The sequence below is a fragment of the Amycolatopsis solani genome, assembly GCF_033441515.1.
GTDB lineage: Bacteria > Actinomycetota > Actinomycetes > Mycobacteriales > Pseudonocardiaceae > Amycolatopsis > Amycolatopsis solani.
This window is the reverse complement of record NZ_JAWQJT010000001.1, coordinates 4347536-4362504: the sequence shown is the minus strand read 5'-3', so window position 1 is coordinate 4362504 and position 14969 is coordinate 4347536. Positions and strand designations below refer to the sequence as shown.

General features: G+C 71.1%; 17 protein-coding genes and 1 tRNA gene. 11 read left to right on the top strand and 7 right to left on the bottom strand.

Going from position 1 to position 14969, the window contains the following annotated elements; all coding sequences use genetic code 11:
* The first annotated feature begins 112 nt into the window (after nucleotides 1–112).
* From SD460_RS20290 to SD460_RS20270, 5 genes are all read left to right on the top strand, one after another.
* Entirely contained in the window at nucleotides 113–1252 is a 1140-nt protein-coding gene (locus SD460_RS20290; RefSeq protein WP_290058225.1) for a CaiB/BaiF CoA transferase family protein, read from the top strand.
* An 89-nt stretch (nucleotides 1253–1341) separates the two neighbouring features.
* Nucleotides 1342–2085, top strand: a complete 744-nt coding sequence (locus tag SD460_RS20285) for a crotonase/enoyl-CoA hydratase family protein (RefSeq protein WP_290058224.1) — start codon at nucleotides 1342–1344, stop codon at nucleotides 2083–2085.
* A complete protein-coding gene (locus tag SD460_RS20280; protein ID WP_290058223.1) occupies nucleotides 2082–2828 on the top strand; it encodes an acetoacetate decarboxylase in 747 nt (248 codons plus the stop codon). Before SD460_RS20285 ends, SD460_RS20280 begins: the two co-directional genes overlap by 4 nt.
* On the top strand, nucleotides 2825–3730 hold the full coding sequence (locus SD460_RS20275; protein ID WP_290058222.1) for a 3-hydroxyacyl-CoA dehydrogenase NAD-binding domain-containing protein: 906 nt from the start codon (nucleotides 2825–2827) through the stop codon (nucleotides 3728–3730). The genes SD460_RS20280 and SD460_RS20275 overlap by 4 nt, the downstream gene beginning before the upstream one ends.
* Nucleotide 3731: 1 nt before the next feature.
* Nucleotides 3732–4910, top strand: a complete 1179-nt coding sequence (locus SD460_RS20270) for an acyl-CoA dehydrogenase family protein (RefSeq protein ID WP_290058221.1) — start codon at nucleotides 3732–3734, stop codon at nucleotides 4908–4910.
* A gap of 5 nt (nucleotides 4911–4915) precedes the next feature.
* Here SD460_RS20270 and SD460_RS20265 read toward each other — a convergent pair whose 3' ends face one another.
* Together SD460_RS20265 and dprE2 are read right to left on the bottom strand one after the other, a co-directional pair.
* The gene (locus tag SD460_RS20265) at nucleotides 4916–6112 is read right to left on the bottom strand and encodes an LCP family protein (protein ID WP_290058220.1); all 1197 of its coding nucleotides are present in this window, start codon (nucleotides 6110–6112) and stop codon (nucleotides 4916–4918) included.
* Between the two features lie 201 nt (nucleotides 6113–6313).
* The gene (gene dprE2 / locus SD460_RS20260) at nucleotides 6314–7057 is read right to left on the bottom strand and encodes a decaprenylphospho-beta-D-erythro-pentofuranosid-2-ulose 2-reductase (RefSeq protein WP_318306507.1); all 744 of its coding nucleotides are present in this window, start codon (nucleotides 7055–7057) and stop codon (nucleotides 6314–6316) included.
* A 39-nt stretch (nucleotides 7058–7096) separates the two neighbouring features.
* On the opposite strand from dprE2, the gene SD460_RS20255 reads away from it, so the two are divergent.
* Nucleotides 7097–8095, top strand: coding sequence for an RNA polymerase subunit sigma-70 (locus SD460_RS20255; protein ID WP_290058218.1), 999 nt, complete (start codon nucleotides 7097–7099; stop codon nucleotides 8093–8095).
* 169 nt (nucleotides 8096–8264) lie between these two features.
* Here SD460_RS20255 and SD460_RS20250 read toward each other — a convergent pair whose 3' ends face one another.
* Complete coding sequence (locus SD460_RS20250; RefSeq protein WP_290058217.1) at nucleotides 8265–8528, bottom strand: WhiB family transcriptional regulator; 264 nt, start codon at nucleotides 8526–8528, stop codon at nucleotides 8265–8267.
* Nucleotides 8529–9129: 601 nt separating this feature from the next.
* Here SD460_RS20250 and SD460_RS20245 point away from each other — a divergent pair.
* A complete protein-coding gene (locus SD460_RS20245; protein WP_290058216.1) occupies nucleotides 9130–9618 on the top strand; it encodes an RNA polymerase sigma factor in 489 nt (162 codons plus the stop codon).
* A 146-nt stretch (nucleotides 9619–9764) separates the two neighbouring features.
* Nucleotides 9765–10358, top strand: a complete 594-nt coding sequence (gene shbA / locus SD460_RS20240; RefSeq protein ID WP_318306576.1) for an RNA polymerase sigma factor ShbA — start codon at nucleotides 9765–9767, stop codon at nucleotides 10356–10358.
* 1 nt (nucleotide 10359) lies between these two features.
* Here shbA and SD460_RS20235 read toward each other — a convergent pair whose 3' ends face one another.
* The gene (locus SD460_RS20235; protein ID WP_290063045.1) at nucleotides 10360–11193 is read right to left on the bottom strand and encodes a LysR family transcriptional regulator; all 834 of its coding nucleotides are present in this window, start codon (nucleotides 11191–11193) and stop codon (nucleotides 10360–10362) included.
* A gap of 96 nt (nucleotides 11194–11289) precedes the next feature.
* Here SD460_RS20235 and SD460_RS20230 point away from each other — a divergent pair, with 96 nt between their 5' ends.
* Both SD460_RS20230 and SD460_RS20225 read left to right on the top strand, forming a co-directional pair.
* Nucleotides 11290–12264 carry a bile acid:sodium symporter family protein gene (locus SD460_RS20230; protein ID WP_290063046.1) on the top strand — a complete coding sequence of 325 codons (975 nt, stop codon included), beginning with the start codon at nucleotides 11290–11292 and terminating at the stop codon, nucleotides 12262–12264.
* Nucleotides 12265–12425: 161 nt separating this feature from the next.
* Complete coding sequence (locus SD460_RS20225) at nucleotides 12426–12839, top strand: hypothetical protein (protein ID WP_318306506.1); 414 nt, start codon at nucleotides 12426–12428, stop codon at nucleotides 12837–12839.
* Nucleotides 12840–12880: 41 nt separating this feature from the next.
* Here the strand turns inward: SD460_RS20225 and SD460_RS20220 are convergent, their stop codons facing one another.
* Nucleotides 12881–13150 carry a hypothetical protein gene (locus SD460_RS20220; RefSeq protein ID WP_290056136.1) on the bottom strand — a complete coding sequence of 90 codons (270 nt, stop codon included), beginning with the start codon at nucleotides 13148–13150 and terminating at the stop codon, nucleotides 12881–12883.
* 174 nt (nucleotides 13151–13324) lie between these two features.
* On the opposite strand from SD460_RS20220, the gene SD460_RS20215 reads away from it, so the two are divergent.
* Nucleotides 13325–13398, top strand: a tRNA-Ile gene (locus SD460_RS20215).
* A 147-nt stretch (nucleotides 13399–13545) separates the two neighbouring features.
* Here the strand turns inward: SD460_RS20215 and SD460_RS20210 are convergent.
* Complete coding sequence (locus tag SD460_RS20210; RefSeq protein WP_290056135.1) at nucleotides 13546–14136, bottom strand: dihydrofolate reductase family protein; 591 nt, start codon at nucleotides 14134–14136, stop codon at nucleotides 13546–13548.
* 5 nt (nucleotides 14137–14141) lie between these two features.
* Nucleotides 14142–14930, bottom strand: coding sequence for a metalloregulator ArsR/SmtB family transcription factor (locus SD460_RS20205; RefSeq protein ID WP_290056134.1), 789 nt, complete (start codon nucleotides 14928–14930; stop codon nucleotides 14142–14144).
* Between the last annotated feature and the right edge of the window lie 39 nt (nucleotides 14931–14969).

Sequence of the window (14969 nt, the reverse complement as noted above, 5' to 3'; positions counted from 1 at the left end):
TGGTATGACCGCCGTGGTCACACCATTGTGCGCATCATGATCATTCCCTTTCGCGCCGCCCGCGCCTACGTTCGTAAGTAGAGCGAAACAGCAAGGCGCGAAAGGACGAATGATGACGACCGGACCGCTGGACAGCGTGCGCGTGATCGACCTCTCGACCGTGGTGATGGGCCCGTACGCGGCCCAGATCCTGGGCGACCTCGGCGCCGACGTGATCAAAATCGAGTCCCCCGCGGACACCGTCCGGGTGGGCAGCTACCGGACCACGCCGGGCATGACCGCGCTGAACCTGAACGTCAACCGCAACAAGCGCAGCGTGGCCCTCAACCTCAAGGACGACGCCGAGCGCGAGCAGGCCCTCAAGCTGATCGACACCGCCGACGTGCTGATCACCAACATGCGCCCCGGCGCGCTGAGCCGCCTCGGCCTGAACTACGCCGACGTCGCCGAGCGCAACCCGCGCCTGGTCTACGCCCACGCGCAGGGCTTCCGCGGCGACTCGCCCCAGGCCGGCAACGCCGCCTACGACGAGACCGTGCAGGCCTCCTCCGGCCTGGTCGACGTCGCCAACCGCGCCCTGGGCGAGCCGGTCTACCTGCCGACGATCATCGGCGACAAGGTGTCGTCGCTGACCATCGCCTACAGCGTGCTCGCCGCGCTGGTCCACCGCGACAAGACCGGCCAGGGCCAGCAGATCGAGATCCCGATGACCGACACACTGCTCGCGTTCAACCTGGTCGAGCACCTCGCCGGGCACACCTACGAGCCGGCCGAGGGCCCCACCGGGTTCGGGCTGTCGATGACGAAGGGCCACGCCGCGGTCCGCACCAAGGACGGCCTCGCCTGCGTCATCCCCTACAACCCGAAGAACTTCCGCGACTTCTTCGCCGCGGCCGAGCGTCCGGACCTCGCCGAGGACCCGCGCGTGAACGGCGAAGCCATCGACCGCGTGGACAACGAGTGGCTGACCGAGCAGATCGCCGCGTGCGCGCCGGCGCTGACCACCGAAGAGTGGGCCGAGGTCTGCGCGAAGCACAGCATCCCGATGGCGCCGGTGCTCGAACTGGACCGCGCGCACGAGGACCCCTACGTCCGCGACGGCCACTTGCTCGACACCGTCAAGCACCCGAGCGAGGGCACCATCCGCACGGTCGGCATCCCGGTGAAGTTCTCCGCGACGCCCGGCTCGATCCGTCGCCTGGCCCCGCTGGCCGGCCAGGACACCGCCGAAGTCCTCGCCGAGCTGGTCTGAACCACTGGCACTTTCCCTACGAAAGTGATCCGGAGCCGGCACCTCCACATCACTTTCACGTGAAAGTGCGGTACTTGGGAAGTGAAGTCATGAGTGAAGTACGCACCGAACGGATCGGCAGCACCCTGCTGATCACGATCGACCGGCCCCAGGCCCGCAACGCGGTCAACGCCGCCGTCGCGACCCGGCTGGCCGCCGCCCTGGACGAGCTGGAGGCCGACCCCACGCTGCGGGCCGGTGTCCTGACCGGCGCCGAGAACACCTTCAGCGCCGGGATGGACCTCAAGGCCGCGCTCAAGGGCGAGTCCCCGGAGATCCCGGGACGCGGGTTCGGCGGCCTGACCGAAGCCGAGCTGGCCAAGCCGCTGATCGCCGCCGTCGAAGGGTTCGCCATGGGCGGCGGGTTCGAGCTGGCGCTGGGCTGCGACCTGATCGTCGCCGGTGAGGATGCGCGGTTCGGCCTCCCCGAGGTCAAGCGGGGCCTGATCGCCGCCGGCGGTGGCGTCATCCGGCTCCCGAAGCGGATCCCGCACCACCTGGCGATGGAGTTCCTGCTGACCGGCGAGCCCGTCACCGGCCGTCGGGCCGGCGAGCTGGGCCTGGTCAACCGTGTCACCCCGAACGGCGACGCCGCCGCCGTCGCGCTCCAGCTGGCCGAAAAGCTGGCGGAGAACGCGCCCCTGGCGCTGGCCGCCGTCAAGAAGGTCGTGCGGGCCGCGGATCCGAAAGCCGCGCAGCGCGAGGAAATCAAGAAACTGATGCAGTCGAACGACGTCCGCGAGGGCATGACCGCCTTCGCCGAGCGCCGCGCTCCGAAGTGGACAGGCGAATGAAGATCGAAGAAGTCCGCCGGCACGTGACCACGCCCCTGACCGCCCCGGCGTTCGCGCCCGTGGTCCCGAGGTTCACCGACCGCGAGTACCTGAACATCGTCTACCGCACCGACGCCGACGCGCTGCGCGCCGTCGTCCCGGAGCCGCTGAAGGTCGAAGAACCGTTGGTGCGCTTCGAGGTCATGAAGATGGGCGACGTCTCCGGCTACGGCCCGTACACCGAGTCCGGCCAGGCGATCGAGGTCAGCTTCGACGGCGAGCGCGGCGAGTACCTGCACGCGATGTACCTCGACAACTTCCCGGCGACGGCGTCCGGGCGCGAGGTCAGCGCGTACCCGAAGACCATCGGGTCGCCGAACCTCTATGTCGACAACGGCGTCCTCGTGGGCACGCTGGACTACGGGACGCTCCGGGTGGCGACCGCGACCATGGGCTACAAGCACCACGAGCTCGACGCCGGCGAGGCCGAGCGCCAGATCACCGTCCCGACGTTCATGTTCAAGACGATCCCGGGCTACGACGGCGCACCGCGCGTGCAGGAGCTGGTCCGGACCGAGATCACCGACGTCGTGGTCAAGGAGGCCTACATCGGGCCCGCGCGGCTGCAGCTGTTCCAGCACGTCCTGGCCCCGCTGGCCGACCTGCCGGTGCTGGAGGTCGTCTCCGCGAGCCACATCCTCACCGACCTGACGCTCGCCCCGGTCAAGCCGGTCTTCGACTACCTGAACGGAGTGCGGTCATGAAGAACGCGGCCGTCATCGGTGCCGGCACCATCGGCCTTTCGTGGACGGCGTTGTTCGCCCACCACGGCCTGACCGTCCGGGTCACCGACCCCCGCCCCGACCTCGCCGAGGCCGTCGCCGAAGCGCTGAAGACATTCGCGCCGCACCTCGGCACGACGGCCGCCGAGCTGGCGAGCCGGGTGAGCATCGCCCAGGACGTCACTGAATCAGTGAAAGTGGCGGACGTGGTGCAGGAGAACGGGCCCGAGAGCGTCGAGTTCAAAAAGGACCTCTTCAAGCAGCTCGTCGAGGAAGCTCCGGAGCACGCGCTCCTGCTGAGTTCGTCGAGCGCCATCCCGTCGACGGCGTTCACCGGCGAGATCGACGGCCGCCGGGTCCTCATCGGACACCCGTTCAACCCGCCGCACCTGATCCCGCTGGTCGAGGTCGTCCCGGGTGAGCAGACCAGCCAGGAGAGCGTCGAACAGGCCGTGGCCTTCTACACCTCCCTCGGCCGGACGCCGGTCGTGGAACGCAAGGAGATCCCCGGGTTCGTCGGCAACCGGCTCCAGAACGCGCTCAGCCGCGAGGCGATCTACCTCGTCGAGCAAGGCGTGGTGACACCGTCCGAACTGGACGCGGTGATCACGAACTCGCTCGGCATCCGCTGGGCCACGGTCGGGCCGTTCCTCGGTTCGCACCTCGGCGGCGGCCCCGGTGGCTACCGGCACATGGCCGGGCACATCGGCAAGTCGATGAAGAAGATGTGGGCCGGGCTCGGAAACCCGTCCCAGAGTCCCGAAGAGCAGGAACGGCTCATCGAAGCCGTCGAACAGGCTTACGGCTCCTCCACGTACTCGGAACTCGCCGAGACGCGCGACCGCAAGCAGCTCGCCGTTCTGCACGCAGTGGAGGAGAACTGACATGGAATCCCTGACCGCCGACTTCTACGACTTCGAAGCGCTGCTCCCGGACGACGAGCACAAGCTGCTCGTCCAGGCCCGCGAGTTCATGCAGCACGACGTCAAGCCGCTGGTGAACGAGAACTGGGAAGCCGGCACCTTCCCGAAGGAACTGATCGGGATGTTCCGCGAGAGCGGGCTCGCCGGGCTGCCGTACGAGGGCTACGGCGAGCACAAGCCCGCGGTCAGCCACCTGCTCACCGGCATGATGGCGATGGAGATGAGCCGCACGGACGCTTCCGTGGCGACGTTCTTCGGTGTCCACAACGGACTCGCGATGTACTCCATCTACAGTGGCGGCAGCCAGGAGCAGCGCGACCGCTGGCTCCCGGAAATGGCCGCGATGGACAAGATCGGCGCGTTCGCGATGACCGAGCCGCTCGGCGGGTCCGATGTGGCCGGCGGCATGCGCACCACCGCCAAGCGAGAAGGCGACACCTGGATCCTCGACGGCGCCAAGAAGTGGATCGGCAACGCGACCTTCGCCGACTACGTCGTCGTGTGGGCTCGCGACGTGGATGACAACCACGTCAAGGGTTTCGTCGTCGAAAAGGACATGCCGGGTTTCGTGCCGGAGAAGATCCAGGGCAAGACGGCGTTCCGGATCGTCGAGAACGCCGAGATCACCCTCACCGGCGTCCGCGTGCCGGAGGCGAACCGCCTGCAGGGCATCGACTCCTTCCGGGACGTCGCCGAGATCCTGCGCGCCACCCGCGGCGGCGTCGCCTGGCAGGCGCTGGGCGTGATGATCGGTGCCTACGAGGCCGCGCTGGCCTACTCGCAGGAACGCAAGCAGTTCGGGCGGCCGATCGCGCGGTTCCAGCTGGTGCAGGACCTGCTCGTGAAGAGCCTCGGCCACATCACCGCGTCGTGGGGCATGCTCGTGCAGCTCGCCCGCCTGCAGGACGCCGGGATCTTCAAGGACGAGCACTCGTCGCTGGCCAAGGCGTTCGTCACCTCGCGGATGCGCGAGGTCGTCGCCTGGAGCCGGGAGATCTTCGGCGGCAACGGGATCGTGCTCGGCTACGACGTCGCGCGATTCTTCGCCGACGCCGAAGCGATCTACTCGTTCGAGGGCACGCGCGAGATGAACACCCTGATCGTCGGCAAGGCGATCACCGGGCAAAGCGCTTTCGTGTAAGCGCTTCAGTTCACGCAGCCGGCGGCCGCACTGGTCGCCGGCTGCTTGCTGTCCGGGGTCCCGGTGGTAGTCGCCGCGACCGGCTTGACGCCGCCGGTCGTGTCGTCGCCCGAGGCCTGCACCGCGGGCGTGCTGATCGCCGTGCGCACGAACTGCTGCACCTGCGCCGGGTCGACCTTCACCGCGTCGCCGTCGGACGGCGTCTGCAGCGACAGGCTCTGCACCGGGATGGTGGCGAACGCGATCGCGCCCGACGTCATCCCCCGCAGCTGCTGCGCGAAGCTCAGGACGTCCCAGCCCTTGTCCAGCACCACCGCGCCCTGCACCGCGCTGACCAGCGAGTTCAGCTTCGAGACGTCGGTGAAAGTGCCCGCGTTCAGTACCTTCTTGGCCATTCCGGACAGGAACGCCTGCTGCCGCGCGATCCGGTCGAGGTCGCCGTTGGTCAGGCCGTGGCGCTGCCGGACGAACGCGAGCGCCTGCGCGCCGGACAGCGTCTGCGGCCCGGCCGCGAAGTTCGCGCCCGAGTAGGTGTCGTGCACCGGCTCCTTGAGGCAGACCTCGACGCCGCCGACCGCCTGCGACAGCGCGTCGAACCCGGCGAGGTTGATCGCCGCGTAGTGGTTGATCGTCAGCCCGGTGAACTTCTCCACGGTCTGGATCGCCGTCTTCGCGCCCGCCGCGTTCGCCGCGACCTCCAGCTGCGCGCCGGAAAGCCCTTCCGCGCGCAACCCGGACATCGAGGCGTTCTTGCCGCGGCTGTACGCGGAGTTGATCTTGTGCTTGCCGTACCCGCCCGCGATGTCCACATAGGAGTCGCGCGGGATGGAGATCGCGGTGGCCGCGGCGCCGCCCGCCGGGATGTGCACGACGATCATCGTGTCGGTGGTGTCCCCGCCGTCGTCCCCGCTCCCCGCGTGCAAGGCGTCGAGCACGTTCTGCGGCAACGGGTTGCCGTAGGTGTCGGTGCGCGCGTCGATCCCGACGAGCAGGATGTTCTGGGCCACCTTGAGCGGTTCGCCGGGCACGGCGTCCTCGCCGTCGACCTGCGCCGACGGCGGGATGACGTCCGCGGTGACGATGCCGTCGTCCAGCTTGCTCAGCTGCGTCCACGCGTACCCGGTGACGGCGAGCACCACCGTCGACACGACGCCGATGGCCACGCGCCCACCGATCCGGCGCCCCCGGGACGACAGCAGCACGACACTTCCCCTTGCTTCCCTCTGGTTGAACCCCTCCGTCGAGGATCACCGGGTTAGCTGGGAATCAGCTGAGAAAATTGTAGGAAGGTCGTGACGCTGCCCGATCGGCCGAGCCGGTTCGAGCCGATCGGCCGATTTTCGCGACGGACCGTGCCGGAACGCGCACGGGGAAGTGCTGTGGCGCTGACCACAGCGGCCGGATCAGCGGGGCATCCGGCGCCAGATCGCGCGCGGCAGGAGGCGCATCGCGAAGAACACCGGGCGGAGCACGCCCGGCACCCACACGACCCCGCGCCGCCGGCGCAACGCCGCCGCCGTCGCGGCCGCCACCTGGTCCGGGGTGCTCGAGAACGGGGCCTGGGCCATGCCGTCGGTCATGCGGCCGATCACGAAGCCCGGGCGGACCAGCAGCAGGTGGACGCCGGAGCCGTGCAGGGCGTCCGCGAGGCCGCTCGCGAAGCCATCGAGACCGGCCTTCGCCGAGCCGTACACGTAGTTCGCGCGGCGCACGCGGATCCCGGCCACCGACGAGAACACCACCAGGTTCCCGTGGCCCTGTTCGCGCAGCAGGTTCGCGGCGTGGGTCAGCACGCCGACCTGGGCGACGTAGTCGGTGTGCACGACCGCCGCGGCGTGGGCCGCGTCCGTCTCCGCGCGGGTCTGGTCGCCGAGGATGCCGAAGGCGAGCACCACCGTCTCCAGTGGCCCGTGCTCCGCGGCCACCTTCGCCAGGAACGGGCCGTGCGCGGCGAGGTCGTCGGCGTCGAAGTCCGCGGTCTCGACGGTCTCGGCACCGGCCTCCCGCAGAGCGGCGACCTCCGCGGTCAGGTCCGCGCCCGGCCGCGCGGCCAGCACGAACCGCCGGGTGTCCCCGCTGACCAGGCGTTTCGCCAGGGCCAGCCCGATTTCGCTACGTCCGCCAAGCACCAGAACCGTTCCGCTCACGGCAGCAGTCTGGCAGCCTGGGTGCGCTAGCGTGCCGGGGTGGGTCACGCTCCGGACTTCGAGACGCTCGTAGAACGGCACCGCCGGGAGATCCAGGTGCACTGCTACCGGATGCTCGGCTCGCTGAGCGACGCCGAAGACCTGGCGCAGGAGACGTTCCTGCGGGCGTGGAAGGCCCGCGACGGCTTCGAAGGCCGGGCGAGCGTGCGCACCTGGCTCTACCGGATCGCGACGAACGCGTGCCTCGACGTCCTGGCCCGCCGTCCCCGGCGGGTGCTGCCCGACCAGCTCGGCCCGGCCGGGGAGCCGGTCGGCCCGATCGAGGCCGCGGACCTGCCGTGGCTGGAGCCCTACCCGGACCGGCTGCTCGACGGGGCCGCGCCGGACGACGCCGTCGTGGACCGCGAAACCATCGAGCTCGCCTACCTCGCCGCCCTCCAGTACCTGCCGCCCCGGCAGCGGGCGGCGCTCGTTCTGCGCGACGTGCTCGGCTGGCCCGCGAAGGAGACGGCGGCGGCGCTGGAGACGAGCGTGGCTTCGGCGAACAGCGCGCTCCAGCGGGCCAGGACGACGTTGCGTGAGCGACTGCCCGCGCGCCGTGCCGAGTGGACGGTCGGCGACCCGACGGCCGAGGAAACCGCGCTGCTCAAGCGGTTCATCGCCGCGTACGAGGACGGCGACCCCGCGGCGGTCGCGCGGCTGCTGCGCGAAGACGCGCAGGCGATCATGCCGCCGTACACGCTGTGGTTCGACGGTCGCGCGTCGATCATCCGGGCACTGTCGCTGTCCATGGACCCGGCGTCGCCGCACTGCGTCGGGCGGTTCCGGATGCGGCCGGTCCGCGCCAACCGCCAGCCCGCCGTGGCGACCTACCTGCGACGGCCGGGCGAAGACGGCTTCGGGTGGTTCGGGGTCAGCCTGCTGACGGTCGAAGCCGGGCTGATCACGGCGATGGCCGCGTTCGAGTCGGTGCCGGCCGCTGCCTGGGGCCTGCCCGAAGCGTGGCCAACTGCGCACGATGGGTACGGGTCGCGCTGACGGCAATACCGTGCGAAGCGAATAAGCGACCGAGTACGGGCGTGAAAATGCCCGGGCGGGTGATTCGCACAGGAATCACCCGCCCGGGCGCGCACACTCCCGGATCCGATTTTCTTCCGGATTCGGTTTCATTGCTCTTGGCCGCCGGGAAGAGGTCACCGGGCGGCGGTCAGGCCACTCGGTGCCGCTGCGGCGCGGGGCGCGCCAGCCGGCGTCGGTCCTCGGCGGTGGTCCCGCCGAAAACACCGTGGTCCAGCCCGTTGTCGAGCGCGTAGCGCAGGCATTCGGCGCGCACCGGGCAGCGTGCGCACACGGCCTTGGCCTGCGCTGTCTGCCGGGCGCCGGGGCCTACCGCGGAGATCGGGAAGAACAGTTCCGGGTCCTCGTCCTTGCAGGCCGCGAGTTCCGCCCAGCCCGTCATCGTGGCTTCCATTTCCTTCGTTCACCTCCCTTGTTCTTCTGTTTCCCATTGTCATCGCGCGTCAACCGACTTGAACGCGGCGGACGCGCGAGCGTACCCGCCTCGGTCAAGGGGTTTTGGCTTCGGTCCCCGGCTCACCCTCCGGGCAACCAAGACTGCAACACAAGAGACTACGCCTTTCTTCCCGGGATCTCGATGTCGATCACGTCACCCGATCGGCGAGACCGGGCCCCGGCGCACCGGACGGCGACCGGTCTCGCCGGCGCGGCCGGCTCCGGGCTTCTCCGCGCCCCGCAAGGCTTTCCGGCCCCGCCGCGACCGCCCGGGCCGAGACTCCGGGCGACCGCGCCCACCGGCCACGGCACCGCCGCCGACGGCCGGAATCCGCCGTTCGCGGCTTCGCGTCCTGGCCGGTCCGCCGCCGGCGGGTCCCGGACCTTGCCTCGCTCGATCATCGGGGCCGAGTACCCGGGAAGTCCGCCGTCACTCGTCACGGCGTGTCATCAGGAGAACCAATCCATTACTCCTACCGAGCAGTCTTGATCGGATCGTTACACGTAGCGGTCACCTCGGCGCACCTGTCCTTGTGGAGGCGAGGGGTGGTGAGGGGCCGGTGGGGAGTCACGACGATTTCGACGCGTTCTTCCGCGCCGACTTCGCGCCGCTGGTGGCGTTCCTCTGCAAGGCCGGGTTCGAGGTCGAGACCGCGCGGGACGCGGCCGCCGAGGCGATGGTGCACGCCCTGGAGGCGTGGCCGACCCTCGACGACCCGCGGGCGTGGGTCCGCCGGGTCGCCGGGCGGCTGCTCGACGGTGCCGGCGAGGCCCGGCCGGACTGGACGCTGGCGGGTGACCCGCGGGCCGACGACGAGCTCGCCGTGCTGGTCGGCCAGCACGGCGAGCTGATCGACCTGCTCGCGGCCCTGCCCGGCCGGCAGCGGATGGTCCTGGCGTGGTCCCTCGACGGGTTCACCCCGGCGCAGATCGCGGACGCGCTGCGGATCGCGCCCGCGACCGTCCGGTCCACCCTCCGCCACGTGCGGGAGCGCCTCCGGCGACTCCGGGTCGCCCGACCCGGTGACCAGCGGGACAGGGAAAGGTGAGCACCATGCCGGCAACCGAGTACGGGGATCGGGCGATCACCGAGCTGCTGCGGGAGTCCAACACCGCGCTGCACGACTCGCTGCGGGCCGGCCTCGACGTGGAGGGCACCCTGCTGCGGGTGCACAGCCGGGTGCTGGTCCGGGAGATCGCCGCGGCGCAGCCCGGCGACGCGTTCCCCGCGCACTGGCGCCGGCACGACGAGCCGGTCGCGGACGCGATCGCCGGCGACGGCGCCGCGACCGCCCGGCTGCTCGCCACCATCCGCCCGCTGGTGGTGCGCTACTGCCGGGCCCGCGTCGGCCGCCACGAGCGCTCGTTCGCGTCGGCCGACGACGTCGCGCAGGAGGTGTGCCTCGCCGTGCTCACCGCGCTGCCGTCCTACCGCGACCAGGGCCGGCCGTTCCTCGCGTTCGTCTACGGCATCGCCCAGCACAAGGTCGCCGACGCCCACCGCGCCGCGGCGCGCAACCGCACGGACCCGGTGCCCGAGCTCCCGGACGGCGTCAGCGAAGCCGTCGGCCCCGAGCAGCGGGCGCTGCGGTTCGAGCTGAACGAGCGGCTGGCCCGGCTGCTGGACGTGCTCCCGCCGAAGCAGCGCGAAATCGTCGTGCTGCGCATCGTGGTCGGGCTGTCGGCGGAGGAGACGGCCGCCGCGGTCGGCTCGACCCCCGGCGCGGTCCGCGTCGCCCAGCACCGCGCGCTCGGCCGCCTCCGAAGACTCCTGGGCGACGAGGACTGACTCAGCGCCGCACCCGCTCCAGCACGAACTCCGCCAGCGCCGCCGCGGGGCCGGCCATCGACTCCCTCGCCAGCAGCATGAACTCGATGTCGCCGGGTTCGGGCAGGCCGTCGAGCTCGATGAGGTCGGCCGGGACCAGGCTGCGCGCGTGCAGGGTGACGCCGAGCCCGGCCGCCGCCGCGGCGCGCAGGCCGGTCAAGCTCGACGTCTGGCACGCCGCGCGCCACTCGAGGCCGGCGCGTTCGAGGCACTCCACCGCCAGCTGCCGCGTGATCGACGGCATCGGGTACTGCACCAGCGGCACCGGCTGGCCCGGCTCCAGCACCGTGGCCGCCGAGCCGATCCAGACCAGCGGCTCCCGCCAGAGCAGCCGCCCGTGGTGCGCGCCCGGGCGGCGCTTGCCCAGCACCAGGTCCAGCTGCCCGGCACGCAGCCGCTGCGCCAGGACGTCCGAGAGCTCGACCGTCAGCTCGACGTCGACCAGCGGGTGACTGCGGCGCAGCCGGTGCAGGATCTCCGGCAGCTCGCCGAGCGCGAAGTCCTCCGATACGCCCAAGCGGACGCGCCCGCGCAGTTCGGCGCCGCGGAAGTGCCGCTCCGCGCGTTCTTCGGTGTCGACGATCGTCTGCGCGAACCCCAGCATCGCCTGCCCGCGCGCGGTGAGTTCGACGGTGTGGGTGTCGCGGGCGAACAGCAGCCCGCCGGAGTCGCGCTCGAGCCGCCGGACGTGCTGGCTGACGGTCGGCTGGCCGACGCCCAGCCGCCGCGCGGCCGCGGTGAAGCTGCGCGTCTCGGCGACGGCGAGGAAGGAACGGCACAGGCGGGGGTCCAGCACGGGGTCACTTTATCGCGATCCGCGATGACAGTCAGTTCGGTCATCGGGGTTCACAATGAACGAGGGCGCGCCGACAATGGCCGTGGAAGGAGATCCATGTCCCGGTTGCGTCTCGACCCGTTCGTCCTCGCCATCCTCGCCACCGTCGGGGTCGCCACCCTGCTGCCCGCTTCGGGCGCGGTGGCCGCCGGCTTCGGCACCGCCACCTCGATCGCCGTCGGGGTGCTGTTCTTCTTGTACGGCGCCCGCTTGTCCACGCAGGAAGCCCTCGACGGGCTGCGGCACTGGCGGCTCCACGCGGTCGTGCTCGGCGCGACGTTCGTGCTGTTCCCGCTGCTCGGCCTCGCGTTGTTCGCGTTGCCGTCGTCGGTGCTGCCCGCCCAGCTGGCCGCCGGGGTGCTGTTCCTCGCCGTGCTGCCCTCGACCGTGCAGTCCTCGATCGCGTTCACCTCGATCGCCCGCGGCAACGTCGCGGCGGCGATCTGCAGCGCGTCGCTGTCCAACCTGGCCGGAATCGTGCTCACGCCGGTGCTGGTGGCGCTGCTGCTCGCGGGCGACGGCGCCGGCGTCGACGGGTCGGCCGTGCTCGGGATCGTGCTGCAGCTGCTCGCGCCGTTCGTGGCCGGCCAGCTGGCGCGGCGCTGGATCGGCGGCTGGATCCGGAGCCACGCGGCGCCGCTGAAGGTGGTCGACCGCGGTTCGATCCTGCTGGTGGTCTACACGGCGTTCAGCGCGGGCATGACCGAAGGCATCTGGCACCGGCTCGACCTGGGCCACCTGCTGGTGCTCGTGGCGGTGTGCGGCGTGCTGCTGGCGATCGTGCTGGCCGCGACCGGCTGGGGCGCCCGCCTGCTGGGCTTCGCGCGCGCGGACCGGATCACCATCGTGTTCTGCGGGTCGAAGAAGAGCCTGGCGAGCGGCCTGCCGATGGCGACGGTGCTGTTCGGGCACGCGCAGGTGGGGCTGATCGTGCTGCCGCTGATGCTGTTCCACCAGATCCAGCTGATCGTCTGCGCGACGCTGGCCCGCCGCTACGCCGCGGCGGCGGAGCGGGAACTGGTGCCCGCCTGACCGATGAGTTCCCGCGGCCCCGCTGATGGGGCACCGCACGTACGCCCGGCGGCACCCGGGTCCGGCTGGACCCCGTCGAGCTGAGCACAGTGGACAGTCGGCCGTAACGGCGGCGAGCGGCGGAACGATCTCGGTGGAGTCGTTTCCAGGGGAGGATGCACATGGCACTTCAGGTTCGGACGGCACTCGCCGCACTGGGCGGCGCCGCCGTCGTCGCCGCGGGCGCGGTGGCCTTCGCGGGCGCGTCCGCCGCGGTCGGCCCGTCGCCGGCCCCGATCGTGCAGGCGGCGCAAGCCACCTGCGTGACGGACGGAAGCGGTTTCTGCACGGTCACCCACGGCCTCGGCAAGGTGCCGGAGGCGGTCGTGGTGTCGGCCGACACGCCGGGGCCGTTCAACGCGTTCATGCTCAACACGGTGCAGGGCTCGTACACGGCCACCACGTTCCAGGTGCGGGCGATGTTCACGCAGACCGCGCCGAAGACGTTCGGCCAGATCTGGTTCACCTACGCGGCTTACGGTCCCTCCGACCCGGTGCCTACGTTCACTTTCACCCCACCGACTTCGACCCGCTGAGCGGAATCCGCGGTCTTGGCCTTGCTCCGCAACGACTTCCGTCACCGGGGGTGCGGCGAAGGCTTGTCCCGCAACTCCTCCGCCATGATCGCGTCGACGCGCGAGCTCGCCCGCGACAGGGCTCGCGCGCCGGCGCGGATCAGGAAACCGAGTGCGAGCAGGAAGAGCAGCGCGAGGCCGATGACCGCGGGGTTCGCCACGAGCTCCTCCCGGTACTGGTGTGCGAGGAAGCCCAGGCCCGCCCCCGCCGTGAACGCGTCCAGCAGCGCCAGCCGGAACGCTTGGCGGTCGGGCGGGGTGGCGCCGGCCATCGGTCCCTCCCGCCGTGGGCTTCAGCGGTGACGCCCTTGCAACCTAGACGAGCGTGCCCCGGTCGGCGGTCACTTCAACCTGTTTGGCCTACCGGGTCTGCCCGGATGGCCGCTGTGATAACTTGAAACGAACTGAGACTTCTGTGCGGATGCAAATCCGCGTGCCGGGGTCAGGGGGCGGTAGCTCAGTTGGTTAGAGCAGGGGACTCATAATCCCTTGGCCGCGGGTTCGAGCCCCGCCCGCCCCACGAGGCAGCGAGCCCTGTTCGCGACGCCTTCGGCATCGCTCCCGGCGCCCGGAGTATCTTCCCGGGGGACAACCCCCGGACCCCCGGCGCGCAACGCGGGGCACCTTGCGTGCCGGTCCCGGTCGGTGACCGTCCACTCGGGACTGGTCAGCGCAGCCGGTCGTAGACCACCGCCGTCTCCCCCAGCTCGCCCGTTTCGTGGTGGGTCAGGCGCCACTTCGACGCGGGCAGGCCGTCGTCGAACAGCCGGGGCCCGCCGCCCGCGATTTCCGGGCAGATCATCAGGTACAGCCGGTCGAGCAGGTCCGCCTGGAGCAACGCCTTGATGACGCTCGCGCTGCTGTTGACCAGGATTTCGCCCGATCCCGCCGCCTTGAGCTCGGCGACGACGTCCGCGGCCGGCGCGTTCACCACGCGGGTGCGCTCCCACGGGGCCTCGGTCAGCGTGGTCGAGAAGACCACCTTCTCCACGTCCACCAGCCACTTCGCGTAGCCGCGGTCGCGCGGGTCGGCGTTCTCGTCCGCGGCCACCGCCGGCCAGAAACCGAGGAAGCCCTCGGCGTTGCGGCGGCCGAGCACCGCCGTCGTCGCCCCCTCCCAGATGCGGGTGAGGTGGGCGCGTGCGACGTCGGTCATCGCGTACGAGACGATGGCGCCCATGTCGGCGGGCCCGGCGGGGCCGTGGTAGCGGCCGTCGAGGGTCAGGCTCAGGTTCGCGGTCACAGTGCGGTCGGTCATGGGGTTCAGCCCTTCTCGGTGAGTACAGCGGTGAGGTTGTCGAGGACCTGACCCCAGCCGGTTTCGATGCCGGCGATGAAGGGGACGGCCTCGCGGGTCGTCGCGGTGATGCGCAGACCGAGGCGCAGCCGGGTGCCCTCGGGTTCTTCGGTGAGCGTCAAGTCGTAGTGGCCGGTGAACGAAGCCGGGCCCGGCACGGCGAGGTCGAACACCAGACGCCCGGGCTCGTCGGCGGCCTGGACCCGCCCTTCGGAGCGGTATTCGCCGTCGGCGTCGCGGTAGGCGACCACCGCCCGCCCGCCCGGCCGCGGCTCGAGGACGCAGTCGGTGATCGTCAGCGGCGCCGGGACCCACCAGGACGCCAGCAGGTCCGGCTCGGTCCAGTGCCGCCAGACGGTCTCGCGCGGCACGGCCAGCAGGCGGTCGAACGCGAATTCGCGCCCGTCCGCCCAGCGGTCCCCGTCCGCGAGCGCGGAGTCCGCCTCGATGGCCGCCCGGTAGCGCGCGACGACGTCCCGCTCGCCCGCGTGGCCCGCGGTGGCTTCGGCCAGTTCCCGCACCCGGCCCGCGAAGGCGGCGAGCGGCTCGGCCTCGAGGGCGTAGACGCGGCGCTGCCCCAGCGGGAAAACGGCGACGAGGCCGGCCCGGGCGAGGGTCTGCAGGTGCTTGGTGGTCTGCGGTTGCCGCAGCCCGGTCAGCTCGGCGAGCTCGCCGACCGAGCGGGGGCGCTCGGCCAGGAGTTCGACGATGCGCCACCGCGCGGCGTCCCCGAGTGCTGCTGCGATCCCGTCCATGGCGCTAAGTATTCACATAGCAGAATATTCATGTCAAGG